18 protein-coding genes and 2 pseudogenes are annotated in these 22,938 nt (G+C 56.9%); 13 read left to right on the forward strand and 7 right to left on the reverse strand.

Features of this window, described 5'->3' with window-relative positions:
• The 6 genes from PMI01S_RS26505 to dksA form a co-directional block, all read right to left on the reverse strand.
• Positions 1-1,401, reverse strand: a complete 1,401-nt coding sequence (locus tag PMI01S_RS26505; RefSeq protein WP_084323054.1) for a polynucleotide adenylyltransferase PcnB — start codon at positions 1,399-1,401, stop codon at positions 1-3.
• Between the two features lie 804 nt (positions 1,402-2,205).
• Positions 2,206-3,642, reverse strand: coding sequence for a sigma-54-dependent transcriptional regulator (locus PMI01S_RS26510; protein ID WP_084323055.1), 1,437 nt, complete (start codon positions 3,640-3,642; stop codon positions 2,206-2,208).
• A gap of 22 nt (positions 3,643-3,664) precedes the next feature.
• A complete protein-coding gene (locus tag PMI01S_RS26515; RefSeq protein ID WP_167362942.1) occupies positions 3,665-6,619 on the reverse strand; it encodes a sensor histidine kinase in 2,955 nt (984 codons plus the stop codon).
• Positions 6,603-6,779 carry a hypothetical protein gene (locus PMI01S_RS31475; RefSeq protein WP_003176118.1) on the reverse strand — a complete coding sequence of 59 codons (177 nt, stop codon included), beginning with the start codon at positions 6,777-6,779 and terminating at the stop codon, positions 6,603-6,605. Before PMI01S_RS31475 ends, PMI01S_RS26515 begins: the two co-directional genes overlap by 17 nt.
• A gap of 77 nt (positions 6,780-6,856) precedes the next feature.
• Entirely contained in the window at positions 6,857-7,744 is an 888-nt protein-coding gene (gluQRS, locus tag PMI01S_RS26520) for a tRNA glutamyl-Q(34) synthetase GluQRS (protein WP_084323057.1), read from the reverse strand.
• A 193-nt stretch (positions 7,745-7,937) separates the two neighbouring features.
• Positions 7,938-8,378 (reverse strand): RNA polymerase-binding protein DksA, encoded by a 441-nt coding sequence (dksA, locus tag PMI01S_RS26525; protein WP_007902025.1) that lies wholly within the window; start codon positions 8,376-8,378, stop codon positions 7,938-7,940.
• A gap of 334 nt (positions 8,379-8,712) precedes the next feature.
• On the opposite strand from dksA, the gene PMI01S_RS26530 reads away from it, so the two are divergent.
• Both PMI01S_RS26530 and sfsA read left to right on the forward strand, forming a co-directional pair.
• Positions 8,713-9,885 carry a pyridoxal phosphate-dependent aminotransferase gene (locus tag PMI01S_RS26530; RefSeq protein ID WP_084323058.1) on the forward strand — a complete coding sequence of 391 codons (1,173 nt, stop codon included), beginning with the start codon at positions 8,713-8,715 and terminating at the stop codon, positions 9,883-9,885.
• A complete protein-coding gene (gene sfsA / locus PMI01S_RS26535) occupies positions 9,885-10,598 on the forward strand; it encodes a DNA/RNA nuclease SfsA (RefSeq protein WP_084323059.1) in 714 nt (237 codons plus the stop codon). The genes PMI01S_RS26530 and sfsA overlap by 1 nt, the downstream gene beginning before the upstream one ends.
• Here the strand turns inward: sfsA and PMI01S_RS26540 are convergent.
• Positions 10,595-10,912, reverse strand: coding sequence for a Rieske (2Fe-2S) protein (locus tag PMI01S_RS26540; RefSeq protein ID WP_084323060.1), 318 nt, complete (start codon positions 10,910-10,912; stop codon positions 10,595-10,597). The genes sfsA and PMI01S_RS26540 overlap by 4 nt on opposite strands.
• A gap of 166 nt (positions 10,913-11,078) precedes the next feature.
• Here PMI01S_RS26540 and PMI01S_RS26545 point away from each other — a divergent pair.
• From PMI01S_RS26545 to PMI01S_RS26600, 11 genes and pseudogenes are all read left to right on the forward strand, one after another.
• Positions 11,079-11,831 (forward strand): annotated as a pseudogene (locus PMI01S_RS26545) (heme/hemin ABC transporter substrate-binding protein); the annotation flags it as partial.
• 60 nt (positions 11,832-11,891) lie between these two features.
• Entirely contained in the window at positions 11,892-13,085 is a 1,194-nt protein-coding gene (locus PMI01S_RS26550; RefSeq protein ID WP_077750514.1) for a tyrosine-type recombinase/integrase, read from the forward strand.
• A complete protein-coding gene (locus PMI01S_RS26555; RefSeq protein ID WP_077750515.1) occupies positions 13,078-14,769 on the forward strand; it encodes a hypothetical protein in 1,692 nt (563 codons plus the stop codon). The genes PMI01S_RS26550 and PMI01S_RS26555 overlap by 8 nt, the downstream gene beginning before the upstream one ends.
• Complete coding sequence (locus tag PMI01S_RS26560) at positions 14,766-16,847, forward strand: site-specific integrase (RefSeq protein ID WP_138739113.1); 2,082 nt, start codon at positions 14,766-14,768, stop codon at positions 16,845-16,847. Before PMI01S_RS26555 ends, PMI01S_RS26560 begins: the two co-directional genes overlap by 4 nt.
• Position 16,848: 1 nt before the next feature.
• Entirely contained in the window at positions 16,849-17,304 is a 456-nt protein-coding gene (locus tag PMI01S_RS26565) for a hypothetical protein (protein WP_077750517.1), read from the forward strand.
• Positions 17,305-17,741: 437 nt separating this feature from the next.
• The gene (locus PMI01S_RS26575) at positions 17,742-19,229 is read left to right on the forward strand and encodes a SulP family inorganic anion transporter (protein ID WP_077750518.1); all 1,488 of its coding nucleotides are present in this window, start codon (positions 17,742-17,744) and stop codon (positions 19,227-19,229) included.
• A gap of 11 nt (positions 19,230-19,240) precedes the next feature.
• Positions 19,241-20,092, forward strand: a complete 852-nt coding sequence (locus PMI01S_RS26580; RefSeq protein WP_077750519.1) for a universal stress protein — start codon at positions 19,241-19,243, stop codon at positions 20,090-20,092.
• Between the two features lie 92 nt (positions 20,093-20,184).
• Complete coding sequence (locus PMI01S_RS26585; protein WP_077750520.1) at positions 20,185-20,718, forward strand: NUDIX domain-containing protein; 534 nt, start codon at positions 20,185-20,187, stop codon at positions 20,716-20,718.
• 240 nt (positions 20,719-20,958) lie between these two features.
• Positions 20,959-21,117, forward strand: a pseudogene (locus PMI01S_RS26590) (hemin ABC transporter substrate-binding protein); the annotation flags it as partial.
• Positions 21,114-22,151, forward strand: a complete 1,038-nt coding sequence (locus tag PMI01S_RS26595) for a FecCD family ABC transporter permease (RefSeq protein WP_084323061.1) — start codon at positions 21,114-21,116, stop codon at positions 22,149-22,151. The pseudogene PMI01S_RS26590 and the gene PMI01S_RS26595, both read left to right, overlap by 4 nt.
• Positions 22,151-22,918 carry a heme ABC transporter ATP-binding protein gene (locus PMI01S_RS26600; RefSeq protein WP_084323062.1) on the forward strand — a complete coding sequence of 256 codons (768 nt, stop codon included), beginning with the start codon at positions 22,151-22,153 and terminating at the stop codon, positions 22,916-22,918. Before PMI01S_RS26595 ends, PMI01S_RS26600 begins: the two co-directional genes overlap by 1 nt.
• Positions 22,919-22,938: the final 20 nt, after the last annotated feature.

Here is a 22,938-nt window from a genome sequence, read left to right on the forward strand (position 1 = left end):
TTACTCGCCCGTAGCGCTCGGTGCGCCGGCGGCGCGTTTGCGCTTGGCACCGCCGCTGCGACGACGTTTGCGTGGCGCGCCAGTGCCATCTTCCTTGCCGCTGAGGTCGCGGATCATGTCGCGGCGCTCGCTGTCGTTGGCGTCCTGATAATCCGTCCACCATTCGCCCAGGCCATCGGTCTGCTCACCGGCGCTTTCACGCAGCAGCAGGAAGTCGTAACCGGCGCGGAACCGCGGGTTGTCCAGCAACAGGTCGGCACGTTTGCCGCTGCGGCGTGGCAGGCGTTCCTGCATGTCCCAGATTTCGCGGATCGGCATGGTGAAGCGTTTTGGAATCGCGATCCGCTGGCACTGTTCGGCAATCAGCTCGTGCGCCGCTTCCTGCATCGCCGGGATCGGTGGCATGCCACGTTCCTGCAGACGCAACACGCGAGCCGGCAAGGCAGGCCAGAGCAGGGCGGCAAACAGGAACGCCGGGGTCACCGGTTTGTTCTGCTTGATCCGCAGGTCGGTGTTGACCAACGCTTCGCTGATCAGGGTGTGGGTGTACGTCGGGTTGTATTCCAGCGCCTCGGCACTGGCCGGGAACAGCGGATCGAACAACTGCAAGTCGACCAGCATCTCGAAGGTGTCCGCGGCATGGCCGGAGAGGAACAGCTTGAGCACTTCTTCGAACAGGCGGGCCGACGGGATCTCGCGCAGCATCGGCGCCAGATCGCGGATCGGCAGGGCGCTGTGTTTTTCGATGCCGAAATTCAGCTTGGCGGCGAAACGCACGGCCCGCAGCATCCGCACCGGGTCTTCCTGGTAGCGTTGCTTCGGATCGCCGATCAGGCGGATCAGGTGATTGCGGATGTCGTGTACGCCGTTGGCGTAGTCGAGAATACGTTCGCTGACCGGATCGTAGTACAAAGCGTTGATGGTGAAGTCGCGGCGTTGCGCGTCTTCTTCCAGCGTGCCGTAGACGTTATCGCGCAGGATGCGCCCGCTCTCGTTGCGGGAAGACTGGTTGCTGTCTTCCTCTTCGTCGTTTTGCGGGTGATTGGCGCGGAACGTCGCGACTTCGATGATTTCGCGACCAAAGTGGATATGCACCAGTTTGAAGCGTCGACCGATGATCCGCGCATTGCGGAATTCGGCGCGAACCTGTTCAGGCGTGGCGCTGGTGGCAACGTCGAAATCTTTTGGCGTGATGCCGAGCATCATGTCGCGCACACAGCCGCCGACCAGGTAAGCCTGGTAACCGGCGTTCTGCAGGCGTTCGACGATATTCACCGCGTAACGGCTGAATTGCGCCTTTTGCAGCGAATGTTGGCCGCTGTTAAGCACTTCAGGCGTGCTGCGGATGTGTTGCGTATGACGCTTGGGAGAACGGAATGACTGGAACAGCTTCTTCAGCATGGGATGCACTGTTTGAAGGAATGTTCGGCCATAACGAAGAATGACCGCATGATGGGCGGGGATTCTAGCATTTAGTCGGGGGATGGTGTAGGACACAGCAGATATGAGCTGTAGGCAGGGAACTGTAGGAGCGAGCTTGCTCCGGGCGGCGTTCCGACGAAGGTCGTTAACGATAACGCGACAACCCCGATACACAGCGGCGTCCCTGCGTTTCCGCGAGCGAGCTCCTGCAGGAAGCGGGATTTCCAAATCGCAGAAACTACAAGGGGAGCCGAAGCTCCCCAAGAAGTAGTTGCATGTTCTATTTTTGTTATTGGTTTCGGGCTTCTTGTTTTTGTTGAGTGCCCGCGTCATGAAGTTTTCCTTCATGACCCTCCCAATCGGGAGCCAAGAGCAAACGGATTGCTTTGGTCGCTGTGCTGCAGTGATCTTGCGATCCAACCAGTTCAGGCTCTGTCTCAAGACAGTTTTTGTTGTTCTCGGCCTGGTCGTGGGGCAAGCCCCAAATACAACGCCTCTCCAAAAGAATCAGTTAGCTGCGCCTCTCGCCGTCTTGTTTTTATTGTGCGTGAGTCGATTCGTCTTATTTTTATTGTCTTGTGCATTGCTTGTTATTGTTGTTGTACCAAACATATAGCAGGGTGCGTGCCAACTTTTGCGAGGCCCAGCAAAACAAGGGGTTACGTCACCTGATCAGGTTTTCCGAGGCCAAAAAAAACCGGGGCTTCGTTACCGTAAGCCCCGGCTTCTGTTACGTGAAAAAGCTGAGGTAACAGTTTTTTCACAAAGTCATGTGTTACCCGCTCAGCTCTCGCTGGCCACCCCGGTCTTGCGCCGCGGGATGCCCAAGCGCTGGCGGCGTTCCCACAGGCATTTACGGCTGACCCCGAGTTTGCGTGCCAGCTCGGTTTCGGTCATGTGGTCCTGATGCTCGAGAACAAAATGCTGGAAGTAGTCTTCCAGTGACAGGTCCTCGGTCGGTTCATGATTGTTGTTGCCGGCGCCATTGCCCTGTTGCGGCGGCAGGCCGATGAACTCGTCGTCTTCCAGGCCGCTCAGCTCGATGTCGATGCCCAGCAGCTCGGCGGAAATCTCCGGGCTTTCGCACAGGATGACTGCGCGTTCGACCGCGTTTTCCAATTCGCGCACGTTACCCGGCCAGGAGTAATGACGAATCGCCTGCTCGGCGTCCGGGGCGAACTTCAGGTCGGTACGGTTGACCCGCGCGCTCTGCCGCGCCAGGAAGGCATTGGCGATTTCGTTCACGTCGGCGCCACGCTCGCGCAGGGCCGGCAGTTTCAGGGCGATCACGTGGAGGCGGTAATACAAGTCTTCACGGAATTGGCCGATCTTGGCCAGGCTCTTGAGGTCGCGGTGAGTCGCGGCGATCAAACGCACATCGACCTTCTGCGACTGCACCGAGCCCACCCGGCGAATTTCGCCTTCCTGCAACACTCGCAACAGACGAGCCTGTGCTTCCAGTGGCAGTTCGCCGATTTCATCAAGGAACAAGGTGCCGCCGTCCGCCGCTTCCACCAGACCGGCACGTCCGGCGCTGGCGCCAGTGAACGCGCCTTTTTCGTGGCCGAACAGTTCGGACTCGATCAGGCTTTCCGGAATGGCTGCGCAGTTCACCGAAATCATCGGTGCCTTGGCGCGTTTGGACAGGTTGTGCAGGGCGCGCGCCACCAGTTCTTTACCGGTGCCGGACTCGCCCTGGATCAGGACATTGGAATCGGTCGGCGCGACTTTGCGGATCTTGCTGTACAGATCCTGCATTGGTGGGCACGAGCCGATGATGCCGATTTCGCCGTTGCTGTTGTCGATACCCGGTTTCGCCGCGCCATTGGCGGCTTTGCCGACGGCAGGTTCACCGCTGGCCTGCACCGATTGCCGGTCACGCAGGATGCGCGCGACGGCCTGGAGCATTTCATCGTGGTCGAAAGGCTTGGCGATGTAATCCACCGCGCCCATTTTCATCGAGTCGACTGCCGAACGCAGGCTGGCGTAGCTGGTCATGATCAGCACCGGCGTGCCCTGGCCGAGTTTGATCAACTCGGTGCCCGGCGCGCCAGGCAGGCGCAGGTCACTGACGATCAGGTCGAACGTGGGAATGGTGAAGCGTTCTTGTGCTTCCTGCACTGAACCGGCTTCGCTGACCTGGTACTGGTTACGTTCCAGCAGGCGGCGCAAGGCGGAGCGGATAATTGTTTCGTCTTCGACGATCAAAATGTGCGGCATTGATTCGATACTCTCGACGGTCTCAGTTCACAGCGGACGTCGCTTCGACATGACGCGGCAAGGTCACCCGGATACGGGTGCCGCGTTGGCTTTGAACATCAGCCGGGCTGTCGATGGTGATTTGTCCATAATGCTCTTCAACGATGGAATAGACCAGTGCAAGGCCCAGACCGGTGCCTTCGCCAGGATCCTTGGTGGTGAAGAATGGTTCGAACAATCTGTCCATGATGCTCGAAGGAATACCGCTGCCTTCGTCCTCCACGATCAGATCGACCGTGTGTTCGCCGGCTTCGCTTTTGACCCGCACCGCGCTGCCGGGAGGCGAGGCGTCACGGGCGTTTGAGAGCAGATTGATCAGTACCTGGGCGAGGCGCTGCGGATCGCCTTCGACCCAATGATCGGGGTCGCACAGGTTGTAGAACTGCACTTCGAAATTGCGTCGGTTCAGGGCCAGCAAACCGATGGCATCCTGGGCCACTTCGGCCAGACAGACGGGCTCGTCATTGTGCTGATGACTGCCGGCATGGGCAAAACTCATCAGCGACTGAACGATGCGCGACACGCGTTTGGTCTGCTCCAGAATCTGCCCGCTGATTTCCTTCAGCTCGCCATCGTCTTCACGTTCTTCGCGCAGGTTCTGCGCCAGACAGGCGATGCCGGTGATCGGGTTGCCGATTTCATGGGCCACGCCCGCAGCGAGGCGGCCAATGCTGGCCAGACGCTCGGAGTGCACCAGCTTGTCTTCGAGCATCTGGGTTTCGGTCAGGTCTTCCACCAGCAGTACCAGGCCACTGTTGCCCGGTGCGAGCGGTTCATCGATCGCGGCTTTGTGCAGGTTCAGCCAGCGAGTCTGGCCATCGAGCGCCAGATGTTGCTTGTGCAAGTGTTCGTCCGGCAAGTTGATGAAGCCTTGCAGCAGTTCTTTCCACGGATCGGCGATGGTGCTCAGGCGCGAACCGACCACGCGCTGCGCGGCAATTCCGGTCAGTTCCTCCATGGCTTTGTTCCACATGAGGATTTCCTGATCCTTGGCCAGGGAGCAAACGCCCATCGGCAATTCCTGCAGGGTCTGGCGGTGATAGCGGCGCAGGGCATCGAGTTCGGCAGCCAGACCGGTGAGGCGCGAGTGGTAGTCCTCGAGGCGGCTTTCGATGAAATGGATGTCCTCGGTGACGTAGTTTTCGCCGCCGGCCTTATAAGGCAGGAAAGTCTCGACCATGTCCTGCGCGACGCTCGGCCCCATCAGGCCCGAGAGGTTGGCTTCGATCCGGTCACGCAAGCGGCGCAAGGCGTAAGGCCGGCGTTCGTCAAACGGCAGATAGAGATCGCGCAGCGCTTGCTCGACTTCCTTTTGTGCAGCCTTGGCGCCCAAGGGTTTGGCCAGTTGCGTGGCGAATTCCTGGGGCGAGGCGGCGTGCAGTTCACGGCGTTGCGGGCGACGCACGTTGTCCACGGCGCAGGCTTCGGCGGCGCTGGCCTCTTCGGGACTGGCGTTGGTGAACAGCGAAATCAGGGTGAACATCAGCACGTTGGCGGCCAGCGAAGCGATCGCGGCCATGTGCCAACTGGTGTCGTCCAGCACGTAGATCATGTTCAGCAGCGGAATGTAGAACCCTTGCAGGTTGCCGACCAGTGGCAACAGCATAGTCACCAGCCACACCATAATCCCCGCCAGCAAACCGGCGATGAAGCCGCGACGGTTGGCGGTCGGCCAATAAAGGACAGACAGCACGCCCGGCAGGAACTGCAGTGTTGCCACAAACGCGACGATGCCAAGGTTGGCCAGATCCTGTTCAGCGCCCAGCAACAGGTAGAAACCGTAACCCGCCATAATGATCGCGACGATCAGTGCGCGGCGAGTCCATTTCAGCCAGCGATAGATGTTGCCTTCGGCCGGTGGCTGGTAAAGCGGCAGCACCAGATGGTTCAACGCCATACCGGACAGCGCCAGGGTGGTGACGATGATCAGCCCGCTCGCTGCCGATAGCCCGCCGATATAAGCCAGCAGCGCCAAGGCCTTGCTGTTGGCGGCGATACCGATGCCCAGCGTGAAATACTCAGGATTGGTGGTGGCGCCGAGTTTCAGGCCAGCCCAGAGAATGAGCGGCACGGCCAGGCTCATCAGTAACAGGAACAACGGCAGACCCCAGCTCGCACTGACCAGTGAGCGCGGGTTGAGGTTTTCGGTAAACGTCATGTGGTACATGTGCGGCATCACGATTGCCGAGGCGAAGAACACCAGCAGCAGCGTGCGCCACGGGCCTTCCTGCAGCGGCGTGTGCAAAGCTGCGAGGGCGGTCTGGTTTTGCAGCAGCCACAGTTCCAGCTGTTGCGGGCCGTCGAACACGCCATACAACGCATACAGGCCAACGCCGCCAATGGCGATCAGCTTGATCACCGACTCAAACGCAATCGCGAACACCAGCCCCTCGTGTTTCTCGCGGGTGGCGATGTGGCGCGAACCGAAGAAAATCGTGAACAGCGTAATCAGCGCACAGAAGCTCAGGGCGACACGATGCTGCACCGGTTCGCGGGTGAGGATGCCGATGGAGTCCGCCACTGCCTGAATCTGCAACGCCAGCAACGGCAGCACGCCGATCAACATGAAGATCGTGGTCAGTGCGCCGGCCCAGGTGCTGCGGAAGCGGAACGCGAACAGGTCGGCCAGCGATGACAGCTGGTACGTGCGAGTAATTTTGAGGATCGGATACAGCAACACCGGCGCCAGCAGAAATGCGCCGGAAACGCCTAAATAGCTGGAGAGAAAACCGTAGCCGTACTGATAGGCCAGGCCCACGGTGCCGTAAAACGCCCAGGCACTGGCATAAACACCCAGCGACAGGGTGTACGTCAGCGGGTGGCGAATGATCGCCCGGGGGATCATGCCCCGTTCGCTGATCCAGGCGACGCCGAACAGCACCGCCAGGTACGCGGCACTGATCAGGATCATCTGGGTCAGGCTAAAGCTCATCGGCATCTTTTTGGCTCTGCAGGATGAAGGTCACGACGATCAGAATCAGCCAGAGCAGATAAGGGCGATACCAGGCGCCAGTGGCGTCGATCCACCAATCCATGATGGCCGGGGAGAACAGATAAATCCCCACTACCAGGAGCAGGACCAAGCGATAGATGTACATCCCGGCCTCTCTTTTTTATGCGCGTGCCCGAAAACGTGCGGCGATGGTAACGGATGGGCGCGCCACTGCAAGTGTGATCACTGTAGTTGCGCTTCGGGCAAGGTGAGTGTGCGCGGGATCTTCAATGCATCCCAGTGGGCGATTCCCCAGTTCAGCACTTCACGTGGGGTGGCATACGCCAGTTCGGCGCCCGGATTCTGCCCGAGCGCGCGCAGTGCACGCAGTAATAAAGGCGTGGCCTGATCTTCGGTCAGCGGCGGCGAACGGTAGGACTTGCCGAGCTTGTTGCCGTCAGGCTGGGTAATCAAAGGAATGTGCAGATAGCGCGGTTGCGAGAAACCCAGCAGTTCCTGCAGATAGAGCTGACGTGGCGTGGAGTCGAGCAGGTCCGCACCGCGGACGATATCGGTGATGCCTTGCCAGGCGTCATCGAGGACCACGGCCAGTTGATAGGCGTAGAGCCCGTCGCGCCGGCGGATCACGAAATCGCCGACATCCCGACCCAGATGCTGGCGGTATTCGCCTTGCACGCGGTCGATGAAGTGGTATTCCAGTTCGGGCACCCGCAGGCGAATCGCGGCGTCTTCAGAGCCATGGCCGGCATTGCGGCACAGGCCCGGATAAATGCCGTGATAGGGCTCAAGCTGTTTTCGTGAGCAGGTGCAGGCGTAGGCCAGGCCATGATTGAACAGGCGATTGAGCACTTCGGCGTAGGCGTCGTGTCGGTCGCTCTGTCGGACCATCTCGCCATCCCATTCGAAACCGTAGCTTTCCAGCGCCTTGAGAATGGCGGCTTGCGCGCCGGGCTCTTCCCGTGGCGGATCGAGGTCTTCCATACGCATCAGCCAGCGACCGCCCACCGCACGCGCGTCGAGGTACGAAGCCAGTGCTGCGACCAGCGAACCGAAATGCAGGTGGCCGCTTGGCGTGGGGGCGAAGCGTCCGATGTAGGCGGGGGAGGTCATAAGGGCGATGGTACTTTGTCAGGGATTGCGCAAATCACATTGTAGGAGCCGGCTTGCTGGCGATAGCGGTTTGTCAGTCAACATTTTTGTCGATTGATACGCCGCCATCGCCAGCAAGCCGGCTCCTGCAAATCATGAATTTCGGAAACAAAAACGGAGCGTTCGCACGCTCCGTTCTTCGTTCAAGTCGAGATTACTTGCCGACTTGTTTTTCCTTGATTTCCGCCAGGGTCTTGCAGTCAACGCACATGTCGGCGGTAGGGCGGGCTTCCAGTCGCTTGACGCCGATCTCGACGCCGCAGGACTCGCACCAGCCATATTCTTCGTCTTCGATCAATTGCAGCGTCTTGTCGATCTTCTTGATCAACTTGCGCTCACGGTCGCGGGCGCGCAATTCAAGGCTGAATTCTTCTTCCTGGCTGGCACGGTCTGCCGGGTCAGGAAAGTTGGCCGCTTCGTCTTTCATGTGATCAACCGTGCGGTCGACTTCCTGCATCAAGTCCTGTTTCCACTTATTCAGGATCTTGGTGAAGTGAGCGCGCATGGGTTTGCCCATGTACTCCTCGCCCTTTACTTCTTTGTAGGGTTCGAAGCCGCTGATCGACTGATTTTGCTGCTTTGCTTGGGTGGGCATGAAATGGACCGCCTCTACTCTTGTAATCCATCTGCGCAGGATTGCTCCATCACCGACACCTGCCGGCCCTGCGGCTGCAAGCGGGCGAACTTACCAGATCAAATCGGGCCGCGCTACTCCCGGATGTCGAGGTAGTGGCTCGAAGGGCTTGCAAATGATTGCAAAGCCTTGACTGGTGGTGCTGGAGACCTGATCAATTAATGATTTTAGTCAAACCTTGCGCACTCGCATGGGTCGTTTGTGGCCAGGGTCTTAACGCGTCTGACCGCTTTAGGTTCTCGCTCGTTCCTGCGCTTGGGTAGAATCGGTTTTTTTTCCCGTTGAAGGAAGGCTAATGGCTCAGTCCTACAGTGCCCGCAGTCGCGCGATCGAACCGTTCCACGTCATGGCGCTGCTGGCGCGGGCCAATGAACTGCAAGCCGCCGGCCACGACGTGATTCACCTGGAAATCGGCGAACCGGACTTCACCACCGCCGAGCCGATCATCCAGGCTGGCCAGGCTGCACTGACTGCCGGAAAGACCCGTTACACCGCCGCCCGCGGCATCCCCGAGCTGCGTGAAGCGATTTCAGGCTTCTATCAACAGCGTTACGGTTTGAACATCGACCCTCGGCGAATCCTCATCACGCCCGGCGGTTCCGGCGCGTTGCTGCTGGCCAGCGCCTTGCTGGTGGATCCGGGCAAACACTGGCTGCTGGCAGACCCGGGTTACCCGTGCAACCGGCATTTCCTGCGGTTGGTGGAGGGCGCTGCGCAGCTTGTTCCTGTGGGGCCGGACGTGCGTTATCAACTGACACCGGACTTGATCGACCGTCATTGGGATCAGGACAGCGTCGGCGCGCTGGTGGCATCGCCGGCCAACCCGACCGGGACAATTCTGACCCGCGACGAACTGGCGGGGCTGTCGACCGCGATCAAGGCGCACCACGGCCATCTGGTGGTGGACGAGATCTATCACGGCCTGACTTACGGCACCGACGCGGCCAGTGTGCTGGAAGTCGACGACAACGCCTTCGTGCTCAATAGTTTTTCGAAATATTTCGGCATGACTGGCTGGCGGCTTGGCTGGCTGGTGGCGCCCGAAGCGGCGGTCGGTGAGCTGGAAAAACTTGCGCAGAACCTTTACATCAGCGCCCCAAGCATGGCCCAGCACGCAGCGCTGGCCTGTTTCGAGCCCGCGACCATCGCCATTCTGGAAGAGCGCCGCGCCGAATTCGGCCGTCGCCGTGATTTCCTCTTGCCCGCCCTGCGTGAGTTGGGTTTCGGTATCGCCGTCGAGCCGGAAGGGGCGTTCTATTTGTACGCCGATATCAGCAAGTTCGGTGGCGATGCCTTCGCATTCTGTCGACATTTTCTCGAAACCGAGCACGTGGCGATCACGCCGGGGCTCGACTTCGGGCGTTATCAGGCCGGCCATCACGTTCGGTTTGCCTATACCCAAAGTCTGCCGCGCCTCCAGGAAGCGGTCGAACGCATTGCTCGCGGCTTGAAGAGCTGGCAAGGCTGATGCGCTTTCATCCGCCACTCGAAGAAGGTCGTCTGATTCGGCGTTACAAGCGTTTTCTCGCCGATATCGAAACCGTTCACGGCGAGTTGTTGACCATTCACTGCCCGAACACCGGCTCGATGCTCAATTGCCAGGTCGAGGGCGGGCAGGTGTGGTTCAGTCGTTCCAACGACCCCAAGCGTAAGTTGCCGGGCACTTGGGAAGTCGGCGAAACCCCTCAGGGTCGGCTGTTTTGCGTGAACACCGGCCGAGCCAACGGTTTGATCGAAGAGGCGCTCAGGGCCGGCGTCATCAGCGAACTCAACGGTTTCACCGAGCTGAAGCGTGAAGTGGCCTACGGTCAGGAAAGCAGTCGCATCGACTTTCGTCTCGATTACCCGAGCGGGCCGGCGTATGTGGAAGTCAAAAGCGTCACGCTGGGGTTCGATGGCTCATCGGTCGCGGCGTTTCCCGATGCGGTCACCCAGCGTGGCGCCAAGCATTTGCGTGAGCTGGCGCATTTGGCCCGGGATGGAATTCGCGCGGTGCAGTTGTATTGCGTGAACCTCACCGGCATCGATGCCGTGCGTCCTGCAGACGAAATCGATTCGATCTACGCCGCCGCTTTGCGAGAAGCGGTGGCGTGCGGGGTCGAGGTGCTGGCTTACGGCGTGCGCTTGACCCATGAGGAAATGGTGGTCGAGCGGCGTCTGGAGGTGGTGCTCGGCGGTTAAAGATTGATCCAGATGCCCTGATCGTCTTCGCGGCTTTCAACGGTGGTCAGGGATTGCCCGGCGCACGGGCCGGCGACGCACTCGCCATCTTCGATCAAGAACAGTGCGCCGTGGGTCGCGCACTGGATCAGGCTGTTGCTGGGGTCAAGAAACTGGTCGGGCGTCCATTCCAGCCCGACGCCACGGTGCGGGCAGCGGTTGATGTACACATAGACCTGGCCGGCCCGGCGCACGGCAAAGAGCTTCTGGCCGTCGAGGTCGAAACCGCGGCTGCCGGATTCGGCCAGTTCAGAGCCTGCGCAAAGAAACTTCATGTCTATCCTCAACCCCGTCGGCTCGTGACTGGATATGTCCGAGCTTGACGTTCAAATGCAAACAATTATCAAATGGCTGCCTTGCCCGTCGGGTGCAGGTGCCGGACGCCGAGGATACTTGGCCTGTCACTTCAATGCCTGGGAAAACCATTAAAGGAAGCTGTTTATGCGTCTGAGTACCCGCGTTGCCGCGCTGTGTGTCGGACTCCTCGTCAGCCACCACGCCGCGGCGGCCGAGTTGCCACAACGCTGGGTCAGCGCCGGCGGGGCCTTGTCGGAGTGGGTCAGTGCGCTGGGCGGCGAATCGAAACTGGTGGGTGTCGATACCACCAGCCAGCATCCGGAATCCCTCAAGGCGTTGCCCGGCATCGGCTATCAGCGACAGTTGTCCGCAGAAGGCATCCTGAGCTTACGCCCGCAAATTCTGGTCGGCACCGAAGAAATGGGCCCACCGCCGGTGCTGTCGCAGATTCGTACGGCGGGCGTGCAAGTCGAACTGTTTTCGGCCCGACCAGATCTGCCGACGTTGCAGGGTAACTTGCAGCAGTTGGGCAAGTTACTCGGCGCAGAAGACAAGGCGGCGCAATTGTTCACGGCTTATCAACAGCAACTCGATCAGCAAAAGATTCGTGTCACCAAGGCACAATTGACGCAAAAATCACCAGGCGTACTGGTGCTGCTCGGTCACGCGGGCGGCAAACCGCTGATCGCCGGGAAGGACACCGCAGCCGACTGGTTGATCCAGAAGGCTGGCGGACATAATCTGGCGACGCACACCGGTTACAAACCTTTTTCCAACGAGTCCTTGATCAGTCTTGATCCTGAAGTACTGGTGTTCGCCGATCGTGCATTGACCGGCGAAGCGGCGCGTGCAGCGTTGTTCAAGGAGGGTAACCCTATTTCTGTTACAGACAGAGCGCCCATGATTCATTAGCTTAGAGAGAAAGGATCTCTCAGTGCTCAATGAGTGGTATGAACCATGAGGCTACTGTTCACCGATGACAGTTTCGTCCTGCTAACCCAGGCTTATATTGGAATTCCTTTCCTGCTGAACGGGCAAATGGAGTTGGTTGAGCCGGCAAACGATTACCTCATGTATCTGGCGCTGGAACGAGGCAAGACGCGTAGCCCCAAGACATGGAGAAATCACGGCGAAGCACTGTATGACTATTTCTCATGGCTGGAGGCAAACGCCCTCGATTGGGCTCATGTCCCTGTCGCGGGGCACGCTCGATCCGCCGTAAGTAATCTTGCCGCGTATAGGAACTGGTCAATTTCCCTGACAAGACCATCAACGGGCCTAAGGGCCATAAAACCGAGCACTTTGAACCAGCGGCTGACATGCCTCATGGGGTTCTATCAATGGGCGCATAAACAAGGCCGCATTAGCTCAGTTCCTTGGGATGCCTCACCGAAATTTGTTGCCGGAAACAATCAGGGCTTTTTGAGGCATGCACACGCCGCCAAGATGACAGATGGCGACGACCTTCGGCTCAAGGTCTTCCGAGAGCCGCCTAAACTTCTATCGCTTGAGCAAGCCAAGCTTCTGGTTCAGGCATGCACAACCAAAACGCTTCGATTGATGACGGTGCTGATGCTTCAAACTGGCCTTCGCAATGAAGAATGCAGGACATTCCCTATTAAGTATGTTTTTGACCCGACAGGGCTCGATGTACGGAAGCGCATTCGTGTTGATCTCAGCCCATCGGACATGCTGCTGAAGAATTCAAAACCTAGGACAGTCTTCATTGGTTGGCACGTCATGCGGGAGCTTTTCGATTATCTGAGCTTTGCTGAGGGAGCATTCAGGGCCAACTTTGGTCGCAGTGCAAGCCGCTCTGGGATTCAACCCATCTTCTTAAACAGAGATGGTCACCCTTTCAGTGAAAAAGGCTTGAACAATGCGTACAGACGACTTTGGTCTGGGAAGCAACCTCGGATTATGTTCAGGGTTACTCCGCACATGCTGAGGCATACCTTTGCTACTTTTGAACTACTCCACCAGTCGAAGCGTGCGGCCATGGGGCAAGCACTTGCATGGGTTCGAGATCGCTTGGGCCACAGCAGCGTCCAAACGACTAGCATCTATCTTCATTGTCTTGATCTCATGGAAAACTCGGAACTGAATACATATCAGGAAGAGTTGGACTTGCTAGGGAATGCACATGCCTAGACCCAGAAAAAGCTATGGCATGCAGCCAGAAAACATCATCTCAATTGAAACAGCAAAAAAAACTCCTGGTGACATGTCGATTTGCGTTGGAACGAGGGTGTTCGACTTCGCGCAGTGGGCATCGGTACCGGAAGCGATTGAGCCAGCTACGAGACTATTGCTCTCACGTCAGCTACACGAGGCCGTCCAAGAAATTCAATCGTCGGGGGTCAGCCAAGCGACCGTAATGAACCTTTGTGCCTCCGGTATGCGTTATTGGTTCAAGTACCTCGACGCTGAATCGGGTAAGGGCCGCGTCATAGGGTGCCTCGCCGACATAGTCCCCCGCACAGTTGAACGCTATACGGAATGGCTGAAGCAACAGCCAGCAAGGGGTAAGGGGACAATCTCAATCACATCGGCGCGGGCCATCTACAACACAACAAAAACAGTCTTGATGAACCGTGTTCGCGCCGGGCAACTCGGGATCGGTGTGTTTCCTCAAATTCCATTTCCGAACGCCGACAGAGCGTATGTTGGTCATCAGGCATTCACGCAGGGCGAGATAGAGCGCTTGCTGATAGCGCTCCTGAAGGACTTAGACATGATCCGCTCCGGTAATTTGCCTAGTGGGAGCGAGGCCGCAGCTATGACTGTTTACCTCTTGCTGATCGCTGCCAGGAGTGGTCGCAATCTCACGCCACTACTAGAGATGAGCAGAGATGCGATCACCGATCACCCTCTCAAGCCGGATATGGGCGTGCTCCAGTTGTATAAGCGTCGAGGTTTCAAGATTCACCGCCAAGCCTTTCGTTACCACACCACTGATGATGAGTCCGCGTCGGTACCGAGCGATGTGGTCACCCTGTACCGGGAAGCGCTAGTCCGATCGTTTCCTTTGCTAGATCTAGCACCGAAGACGATGCACGATCGTGTCTGGCTTTACCGCGCCAAGGGGAATAGAGGCGTGAAGACTCTCAACGCCTCCAATATTGACCAACAAGCCACTGCACTGGTGGCCCGGCATCAAATTTTTGGCGATAGAAGGGCATCGAACGGCCTGCCAGAATTACTGAAGGTCAACGTATCGAGGCTACGAAAAACCTTTGCCACGCGAATGTGGCAACTGAGCAACGGAAACTTGTTCAAGACGGCTCAGCTCTTGGGTAATAGTACGCGGATGACTGATAGCCACTACCTCGCTGTCACGCCCGAGATGGAGCGGAATCACAAATTCGTTGGTCGTATTCTCGAAGGCGTCATGACCGGTCAGGTGAATGAGCAGAGCTTTCGCGATGACTTGTCAGCTCAACTATCCATAGAGCCCGAAAAAGTTGATCTGCTACTGAGTGGAGCACTTAATACAGGCGTTGCGCGTTGTTCAGATCCTATCAATGGCCGTTTTGCTCCAAGAAATGGCACCACCAACTGTCAGCGCTTTCTCCATTGCTTTCGTTGCCCAAATCAGGTCGTGATCGAATCAGACCTGTATCGTCTGTTCAGTTTTTATTGGCTCCTGATCAAAGAACGCGGGCTACTCGGCAAATCGCGCTGGAATTCCGTCTATGCGTGGGTGATCCGTGTCATCGACAACGATATAACTCCCCTTTTTGATCCGGTTGTAGTTGAGCGCGAGAAACACCGAGCCCTCGCTACCCCTCATCCAATGTGGCGAGATAGGACTTTGCTTGGAGGTGATGAGTGAACGGTGCTAATGCAACTGTAGCCAGGCCGCCCTGTGCAGTCCTGAGAAAGATCGCTGTTGATGATCGAAATGATCTTGCAGTTACATACATAACCGGCGAAAACGGTAAATCAATGCCGCTTTCTAGGTATGAGGACAACATATGGGACTTTTCCCCGTATGTTCTCAACAAAAATACGTCAAACCTCTATGTGAATTTTGACCATCCACTTTCCGATGAAGTGAGATCCATCGACAAATCAGAGACTAGTTTGCTAATAGCCGCTAAGTCTTTTATATATACTCGTTGGCTCGCCAAGTCACCGCGATCAACCAAGCACATAAAAGCAGCAACACTAATTTCGTGCTGGACGAACGTGAAGCCGCTTCTTCGTTGGATGTGCGGGCAATCCATCACGGGCTTTGATGAGCTGACTCCTGTGCGGTGTGCTGCGTATGCTTTATATGTAGGCGCGGATAAGTCTGTTAAGCAGAGACAAAAAGTTGCTCTATTAGAAGTTTTGGAATTGATATACGCTTTTAGAACTCATTTGCCAAAACCAATGAGTGAGCATCCGTGGCCAGAGGAAACTGCGTTCAGTCTTGCAGGGGCTCGACGTACAGGTGGTATGTATGATGTCCGGACTGAGATTATTCCAAAGCGCTTATATGCCGATCTCGGGCGAAAATCCTTAGAGTTCATAGAGCATGAGTCGGATCGAATTCTGCATATCTGGGATACATTCCACTCCTGTTATTCACAAGAGATGGAGCTTGCTGAGTATCATGCAAGGGTGAGACTGGAAAAAGGTGCGAAGAGCTCCTATCAGACGCTAGAGTCAGTGTCTTATGATATCGCGAGGGCAAGGGCACTTTCTAAAATGCAGTCTTTGCTTGACGCGAACGGACTGCGATTTTTAACGGATCTTGATGATGAGGTCAGGATTCTGCGTACGTGCTGCTACATCGTCGTTGCCATGTTTAGCGGTATGCGGGACTCCGAAATTATTTCGTTAAAACATAATTGCTTTGAGCGCTCATTCGATATGGATGGCGAAGAATTTTGCTGGATACATGGGCTCACATACAAGCTGGAGGAGCAGCCAAAACCTGCAAAATGGATGGTTCCACCTGTCGTCGAAAAGGCTGTGAATGTGGCAGCGGGGTTGCGGAGATCTCTTCTGCCCTACATCGGTAAAAGAAGATTGTATCTGTACGAACTAGCCAAAGATGAGGGACTAAAATCAAAAGTCGTCAATGATGCCACTCTCTTGGGTAGCAGCCTTTTTCTTGGCTGGAAAGCGCTTGGCACGCGGCCTGAATTTCTACAGAACGTACTAACAAATACGCTCCTCAAAAAGGTTGCAGAGCGTTTTGAGCTAGTGGTGTTGAATGATGACTTGGGTGAAGTTCTTGATCGTACTACGATAACTCCGGAGAAACTGTGGCCGCTCGCAACACACCAGTTTCGGAGAACATTTGCTGTTTTTGTCGCCAGGAACGTACTTGGCGATGTTCGGTATCTGCGACACCATTTCAAACATTGGTCAATGGATATGACTCTGCACTATGCAAAAGACCCGCTATTTGATGACACGCTTCTTGAATCTGTATTGTCAAAAAGGGACGAATTGCAGGTAAGTATCGTTTCTGGATGGCTGGCTCCGAGCCAGAAGCTTTCTGGCGGTAGGGCTGACCATATCGTGCGCTTCAGAGGGAGACCCGAGGTGAAGACAGCAAAAGACCCTAAAGCTCTGGTCAGGGCTGTTGGCGAAGGTGTTTTTATCCGTGGCACCGGCCACTCTTGGTGTTTGGCAACGACTAAGGGATGCGGCGGGGAGGGGCTTTACGATGCGATTCGTTGCGTTGGCTGCGGTGAGGGTGTCATCGACCAGGGACACTTGCTCATATGGCGGCGCATTAGAGATCAGCAGGTTGAGGTGCTCTCATGGCCAGATCTTGGCGATCCGGCCTGGGAGCGAGCCACAAGGCACTTGCGAGAGGCAGAGCGGGTGCTAGGCGAACTTGGAGACCCAGTTGAGCCGTATTCCTTACCAGAACGTCCATCGCGTCTCATACCAGCAGTAGAGGCGGTGTAGCATGGGAAATGACCAGACAAGGCGTGCAATCGAGTTGGCTATCTCAAGGATTACCAAGGGGCGTCCCAAGCAGGTTCAGCTGAGTCGTAAGCTAAGTATCGCCTCCGTCGCCGAAGAGGCAGGCATAAGCAATGCGACGATACACAACCGGTATCCAGACCTTGCAGAGTTAATTCGTCAAAAGACCAACAAGGAGTCGCGAGAAAAGCTCGTCAAGAAGGAGAAAGCCCTTCAGGGGGCAGATCTGCTGATTAAGGAGTTGCGTGACATACTGGCTGAGCGAGATGCAGATCTGAAGAGGATAGCCATCGTGAATCTGCGGCTTTGTACAGAGAAGAAAGCACTTCAGGAGCAAAACGCTCTGCTGGCCAAGGAGAACAAGCAATTGGAAGGTGTAAACCGTGATCTGCTATTTAAGATCAACAGTCCTAGAAGTCAGGTGAAGTCGATTCGATGAATGCCTAGACGGATCGTAACCGTCTGGCCAACTCACTTCTCAGCGCACAGGTCAGCTCGAACAAGAACGAATGGAGGGCAAAGCCTTGCCCGCAGGTATACCCATTGAATAAGCCAGTATCTGACGTAACTCATGTGGAGCTTGGCAGCGGGTCGCAATCGACGATGGCTTCATTGTATACTTCTGCTCCGCATACCCCTTGAGATACAGGAACATCAGCATGACTGTACTCCAAACGATCTACTGGCAGCCTACGCCGCCTTAGCGCTACGCCCCCCCGCAACACTCTGCTTCCGCTAGCCTCGCTCGCGGGTGCGTACTGCTGTACGCCTGGTTTTATACCTTAAGCACACAGCAAAAAATCCTCAAAATTTGAATTTGTATCGATTCGCTCGCCTTCCTTTGGCGTGCGCGATGCTTTGCCTTGGATATTTTCTATGCTGCAAAAACTTAGACAAACGTGGTTTTCCAACGTCCGTGGCGACGTGCTCGCGGGGCTGGTGGTCGCACTCGCGCTGATCCCGGAAGCCATCGCCTTTTCCATCATCGCCGGGGTAGATCCCAAAGTCGGTCTCTACGCCTCCTTCTGTATCTGTGCTGTCATCGCCTTTGTCGGCGGACGCCCCGGAATGATCTCGGCGGCGACAGGCGCCATGGCACTGCTGATGGTTACGCTGGTAAAAGAGCATGGACTCCAGTACCTGCTGGCCGCGACTCTACTATGTGGCGTACTTCAAATCCTTGCCGGCTACCTGAAGCTTGGCTCGTTGATGCGCTTTGTTTCACGCTCGGTAGTCACCGGCTTCGTAAACGCATTGGCGATTCTGATTTTTATGGCGCAATTGCCTGAGCTGACCAATGTCACCTGGCATGTCTATGCCATGACCGCTGCGGGCTTGGGAATCATCTACCTGTTTCCGTATGTGCCGAAAATCGGCAAGCTGATTCCCTCTCCATTGGTGTGCATTCTGACGCTGACGGCCATCGCCATTTACCTCGGTTTGGATATCCGCACCGTCGGTGACATGGGCCAACTGCCTGATACGCTCCCGATCTTCCTCTGGCCTGAAGTTCCGCTGAATTTTGAAACCCTGCGCATCATTTTCCCGTACTCGGCTGCGTTGGCAGTAGTGGGTCTACTCGAATCAATGATGACCGCGACCATCGTCGACGACCTTACCGATACCACCAGCAACAAGAACCGCGAGTGCAAAGGCCAGGGTGTGGCCAACATCGCTGCCGGCATGCTTGGCGGCATGGCAGGTTGCGCCATGATCGGCCAGTCGATCATCAACGTGAAATCTGGTGGCCGCACCCGTCTCTCGACATTGTGTGCCGGCGTTTTCCTGCTGCTGATGGTGGTATTTCTTGGCGAATGGCTCTCCAAAATCCCTATGGCGGCACTCGTGGCTGTGATGATCATGGTATCCATCGGCACCTTTAGCTGGGATTCTTTGCGTAATCTGAAAGAGCATCCGCTGTCGACCAACCTCGTCATGGTGGCGACCGTCGTTGTCGTCGTGGCCACTCACAACCTGGCCTACGGCGTACTGGTAGGTGTGCTGCTGGCCTCCCTGTTCTTCGCAAACAAGGTCGGGCACTACCTAGATATCAAGAGCACTCTGGAAGAGACGGAATCGCATCGGACTTACCACGTCGTGGGCCAGGTGTTCTTTAGCTCTGCGGACAAGTTCACTGAAGTTTTTGACTTCAAGGAAGCGCTCAACAAGGTCACCATCGATCTCACACAGGCGCATTTCTGGGATATCACCGCCGTCGCAGCCCTGGATAAGGTCGTGATCAAGTTCCGCCGCGAAGGCGCTGAGGTTGAAGTGCTCGGTCTCAATGAAGCCAGCGCAACAATCGTTGACCGCTTCGGTGTGCATGACAAACCCGGTGCCATCGACAAGCTCATGAGCCACTAAGGAGAACGACAATGACCCACGTAATGGCATGCATTGATAACTCACAATCCTCATTGGCGGTCTGCGATTACGCAGCATGGGCCTCGCAACGACTCAGCGCTCCCCTGACCTTGCTTCATGTGCTGGATAAGGAAAAATATCCTGCATCCGCTGACCTCAGCGGCAATATCGGCCTCGGTAGCAGAGAACATCTACTGGAAGAGTTGGCCACGCTGGATGCGCAGCGTGCAAAACTGGCCTTGGAACATGGACAGCACATGCTTGAAAAAGCTCGCGAGCGAACAGTCATCTCTGGCGCCATGTCACCTGATCTGAAGCAGCGCCATGGACATCTAGTCGAGAGCCTGAGCGATCTCCAAAACGATATTCGATTACTGGTGATCGGAAGAGTCGGAGAGGACAGCACGCGCAGTGCCCAAAGTCTTGGCAGCCAGATTGAAGCGGTAGTCCGAACTATCCACCGCCCCATCCTGATTACAACCAGCCATTTCAGGAAACCTGAAACGGTCATGGTGGCATTTGACGGCAGCGCTACAGGCCACAAGACCGTACAGATGCTTGCTTCAAGCCCGCTGTGCGAAGGCCTGCCAATTCATATCGTCATGGTTGGTACGGACTCTGAAGAAAATCAGAATGAGCTAGAGAAAGCACGAACCACACTCGCCAGTTCTGGCCCGCTAGTGCATGCCGAGATCCGCCCAGGCGAAGTAGAGTCGGTACTTCATGCGTATCAGGCAGAGCACTGCATTGACCTCTTGGTCATGGGGGCGTACGGGCACTCACGCATCAGGCAGTTTCTGGTGGGCAGCACGACCACGACGATGCTGCGAACATCCACTTTACCCGTATTGCTGCTTCGCTGAACCAGTTCCACTGGCCACAGTATTTCCAGAGCTGCGGAAATACCGTGGCCACCCTGGACGATGACTAACTGATCTTGCCGTAACGAGACCACATGCAACTCATAACTGAAATTGTTCACCCCGAGCTGAAATCCAAACAGGGCAGAGTATTCCGTCGACACGCAGCACGCGGCATCGTGATGCGGGATGAACAGATCCTGTTGCTGTTCACGGAGCGCTATAACGATTTCAGCTTTCCTGGAGGCGGCCTTGATGGTGACGAAGACATTGTCGCAGGCCTGAAGCGTGAGCTTGAGGAAGAGACTGGTGCTCGTCAAATACAGGTGCTCCAGCACTACGGTTACATCGAGGAGTACCGGCCCTACTGGAAACCAGAATATGACCTGATGCACATGACCTCGCATTTTTATCTATGCGAAATCGCTCCCCAGCTAGCGCCCGTGAGAATGGAAAGCCACGAAATCGCGAATGGTATGCGGCCTGTGTGGATCAACCTGCATGAAGCCATCGTGCACAATGAGGCCGTTATGCAGCGTCACGAGTCTTCGATGGGGCAATCAATTCTGCGCGAAACCTACATGCTGAGAAAAGTCGCTTCCGAATTGTTGATGCCAATCAGCCTTTGAGCTGACTATTTGGCGAAGTCCACTTAGCGGTCTCAGGCAAGCATCCAATGCTGCGGGAGTTATTGCGTGATTGCGCTCGCCCGCTGTGTCGGCACCTAACCACCGTGCGGTCTATGAGTATCAGAATGAATAATTTTTATTCTGAAACGTGAACGTCCTGTAACAGAAAAACAGTTACCTGCCGTTTCGCGCAATATTTATTGGGGATAGAGGGGTGTAACAATAAATATGATTACCTTTTTCACGGAAAACCCGATTCTGACCTCGACCCGCGCTGCCAAGGACGGGCGCGTCATGGAGCTTGATCCGACGCTGCTGGTGGGAGGGCTTGGCCCGCGATTGCCGCAGGCGTTGAAAAAGATCAGTGACGGCTTCTATCCGGGCACGGCTGCCCAATGACCGTTCTGGTAAAGCCGCGAACGTTGTTCATTGGCCTGAGCCTCCTGTGTTTATTGGCGATCTGGCTGTCATTGGCGTTGGGGGCGGTGAGCCTGCCGTTGCTCGACACCTTGTGTGCGGCGTTGCGCATGATCGGCTTGCCCATTGCGCCTGACGGGCTGGAGCAGGCCGAACTGATCCTCGGGCAAATTCGCCTGCCGCGTACCTTGTTGGGGTTGGCGGTGGGCGGTGTGCTGGCGCTGTCGGGCGTGGCGATGCAGGGCTTGTTTCGCAACCCGCTGGCCGATCCGGGCCTGGTGGGTGTTTCCAGCGGTGCGGCACTAGGCGCGGCGATTGCGATTGTCGGCGGTTCCCTGTTTGGCGGATTGCCGGAATCCTTCGGGCCTTATCTGCTATCGCTGTGCGCGTTTCTGGGTGGTCTCGGCGTGACCGCGCTGGTGTATCGACTGGGTCGGCGTAACGGACAAACCAACGTCGCGACCATGCTCCTGGCGGGTATCGCATTGACGGCGCTGGCAGGCTCGGCAGTGGGACTGTTCACCTATCTGGCGGACGACGCGACCCTGCGCACGCTGACCTTCTGGAACCTGGGCAGTCTCAATGGCGCCAGCTATTCGCGACTCTGGCCATTGCTGCTGATCAGTGTCGGCGTGGCGCTGTGGTTGCCGCGAAGGGCCAAGGCCTTGAATGCGTTGTTGCTGGGAGAGTCGGAGGCCGGTCACCTGGGCATCGACGTCGAAAGGCTCAAGCGCGAATTGGTGTTCTGCACGGCGCTGGGTGTCGGGGCTGCGGTGGCAGCGGCGGGAATGATCGGATTTGTCGGGTTGGTGGTGCCGCATCTGGTGCGTCTGCTGGCCGGTCCCGATCATCGGGTGTTGTTGCCGGCCTCGGTGCTGGCGGGCGCCAGTCTCCTGTTGTTCGCCGATCTGGTGGCGCGCCTGGCGCTGGCACCTGCCGAACTGCCGATCGGGATCGTCACCGCATTCATCGGCGCACCGTTCTTCCTCTATTTATTGCTCCGAGGGCGTGCCTGATGTTGCGAACGCAAAATCTGCAAATCCTCCGTGGCCGCAAGATCGTCCTGACGGATATCACGCTTGAGCTCAAACCGGGGGAAGTCCTCGGCGTACTGGGGCCTAACGGTGCCGGCAAAAGTACGTTGCTGGGTGCCTTGTGCGGTGAGTTGCCGGCGAACCATGGCAGCGTGTGGCTCGATGACCGCGAGTTGCGTGACTGGAGCGGTGCACAGCGAGCCCAGCGTCTGGCGGTATTGCCGCAAGTTTCGACACTGGACTTCGCCTTTCGCGTCGAGGAAGTCGTCGGCATGGGCCGTTTGCCGCATCAGAGCGGCCGGGTCCGGGACGACGAAATCGTCGCCGCCGCGTTGCAGGCCGCCGATGCCGGGCATCTGAGCGGCCGCAGTTATCTGGCGTTGTCCGGCGGCGAACGTCAGCGGGTGCATCTGGCGCGGGTGCTGGCGCAACTCTGGCCGGGCGAAGCGGGGCAAACGCTGTTGCTCGATGAGCCGACTTCGATGCTTGATCCGCTGCATCAACACACCACATTGCAAGCGGTGCGTGAGTTCGCCAATCGCGGTGCGTCCGTGTTGGTGATCCTGCATGATCTGAACCTGGCGGCGCGCTATTGTGATCGCCTGTTACTGCTCGAAGGCGGGCGCCCGGTGGCGCTCGACACTCCCGAGCAGGTGTTGCGTCCTGAGCCGCTCAAGGCAGTATTCGGGCTGGAAGTGCTGGTCCAACAGCACCCGGAGCGCGGGCATCCGCTGATCATCGCCCGCTAGGTTTTTGATAGGGGGGAGTT

This window comes from Pseudomonas migulae NBRC 103157 (assembly GCF_002091715.1).
GTDB classification, from domain to species: domain Bacteria; phylum Pseudomonadota; class Gammaproteobacteria; order Pseudomonadales; family Pseudomonadaceae; genus Aquipseudomonas; species Aquipseudomonas migulae_A.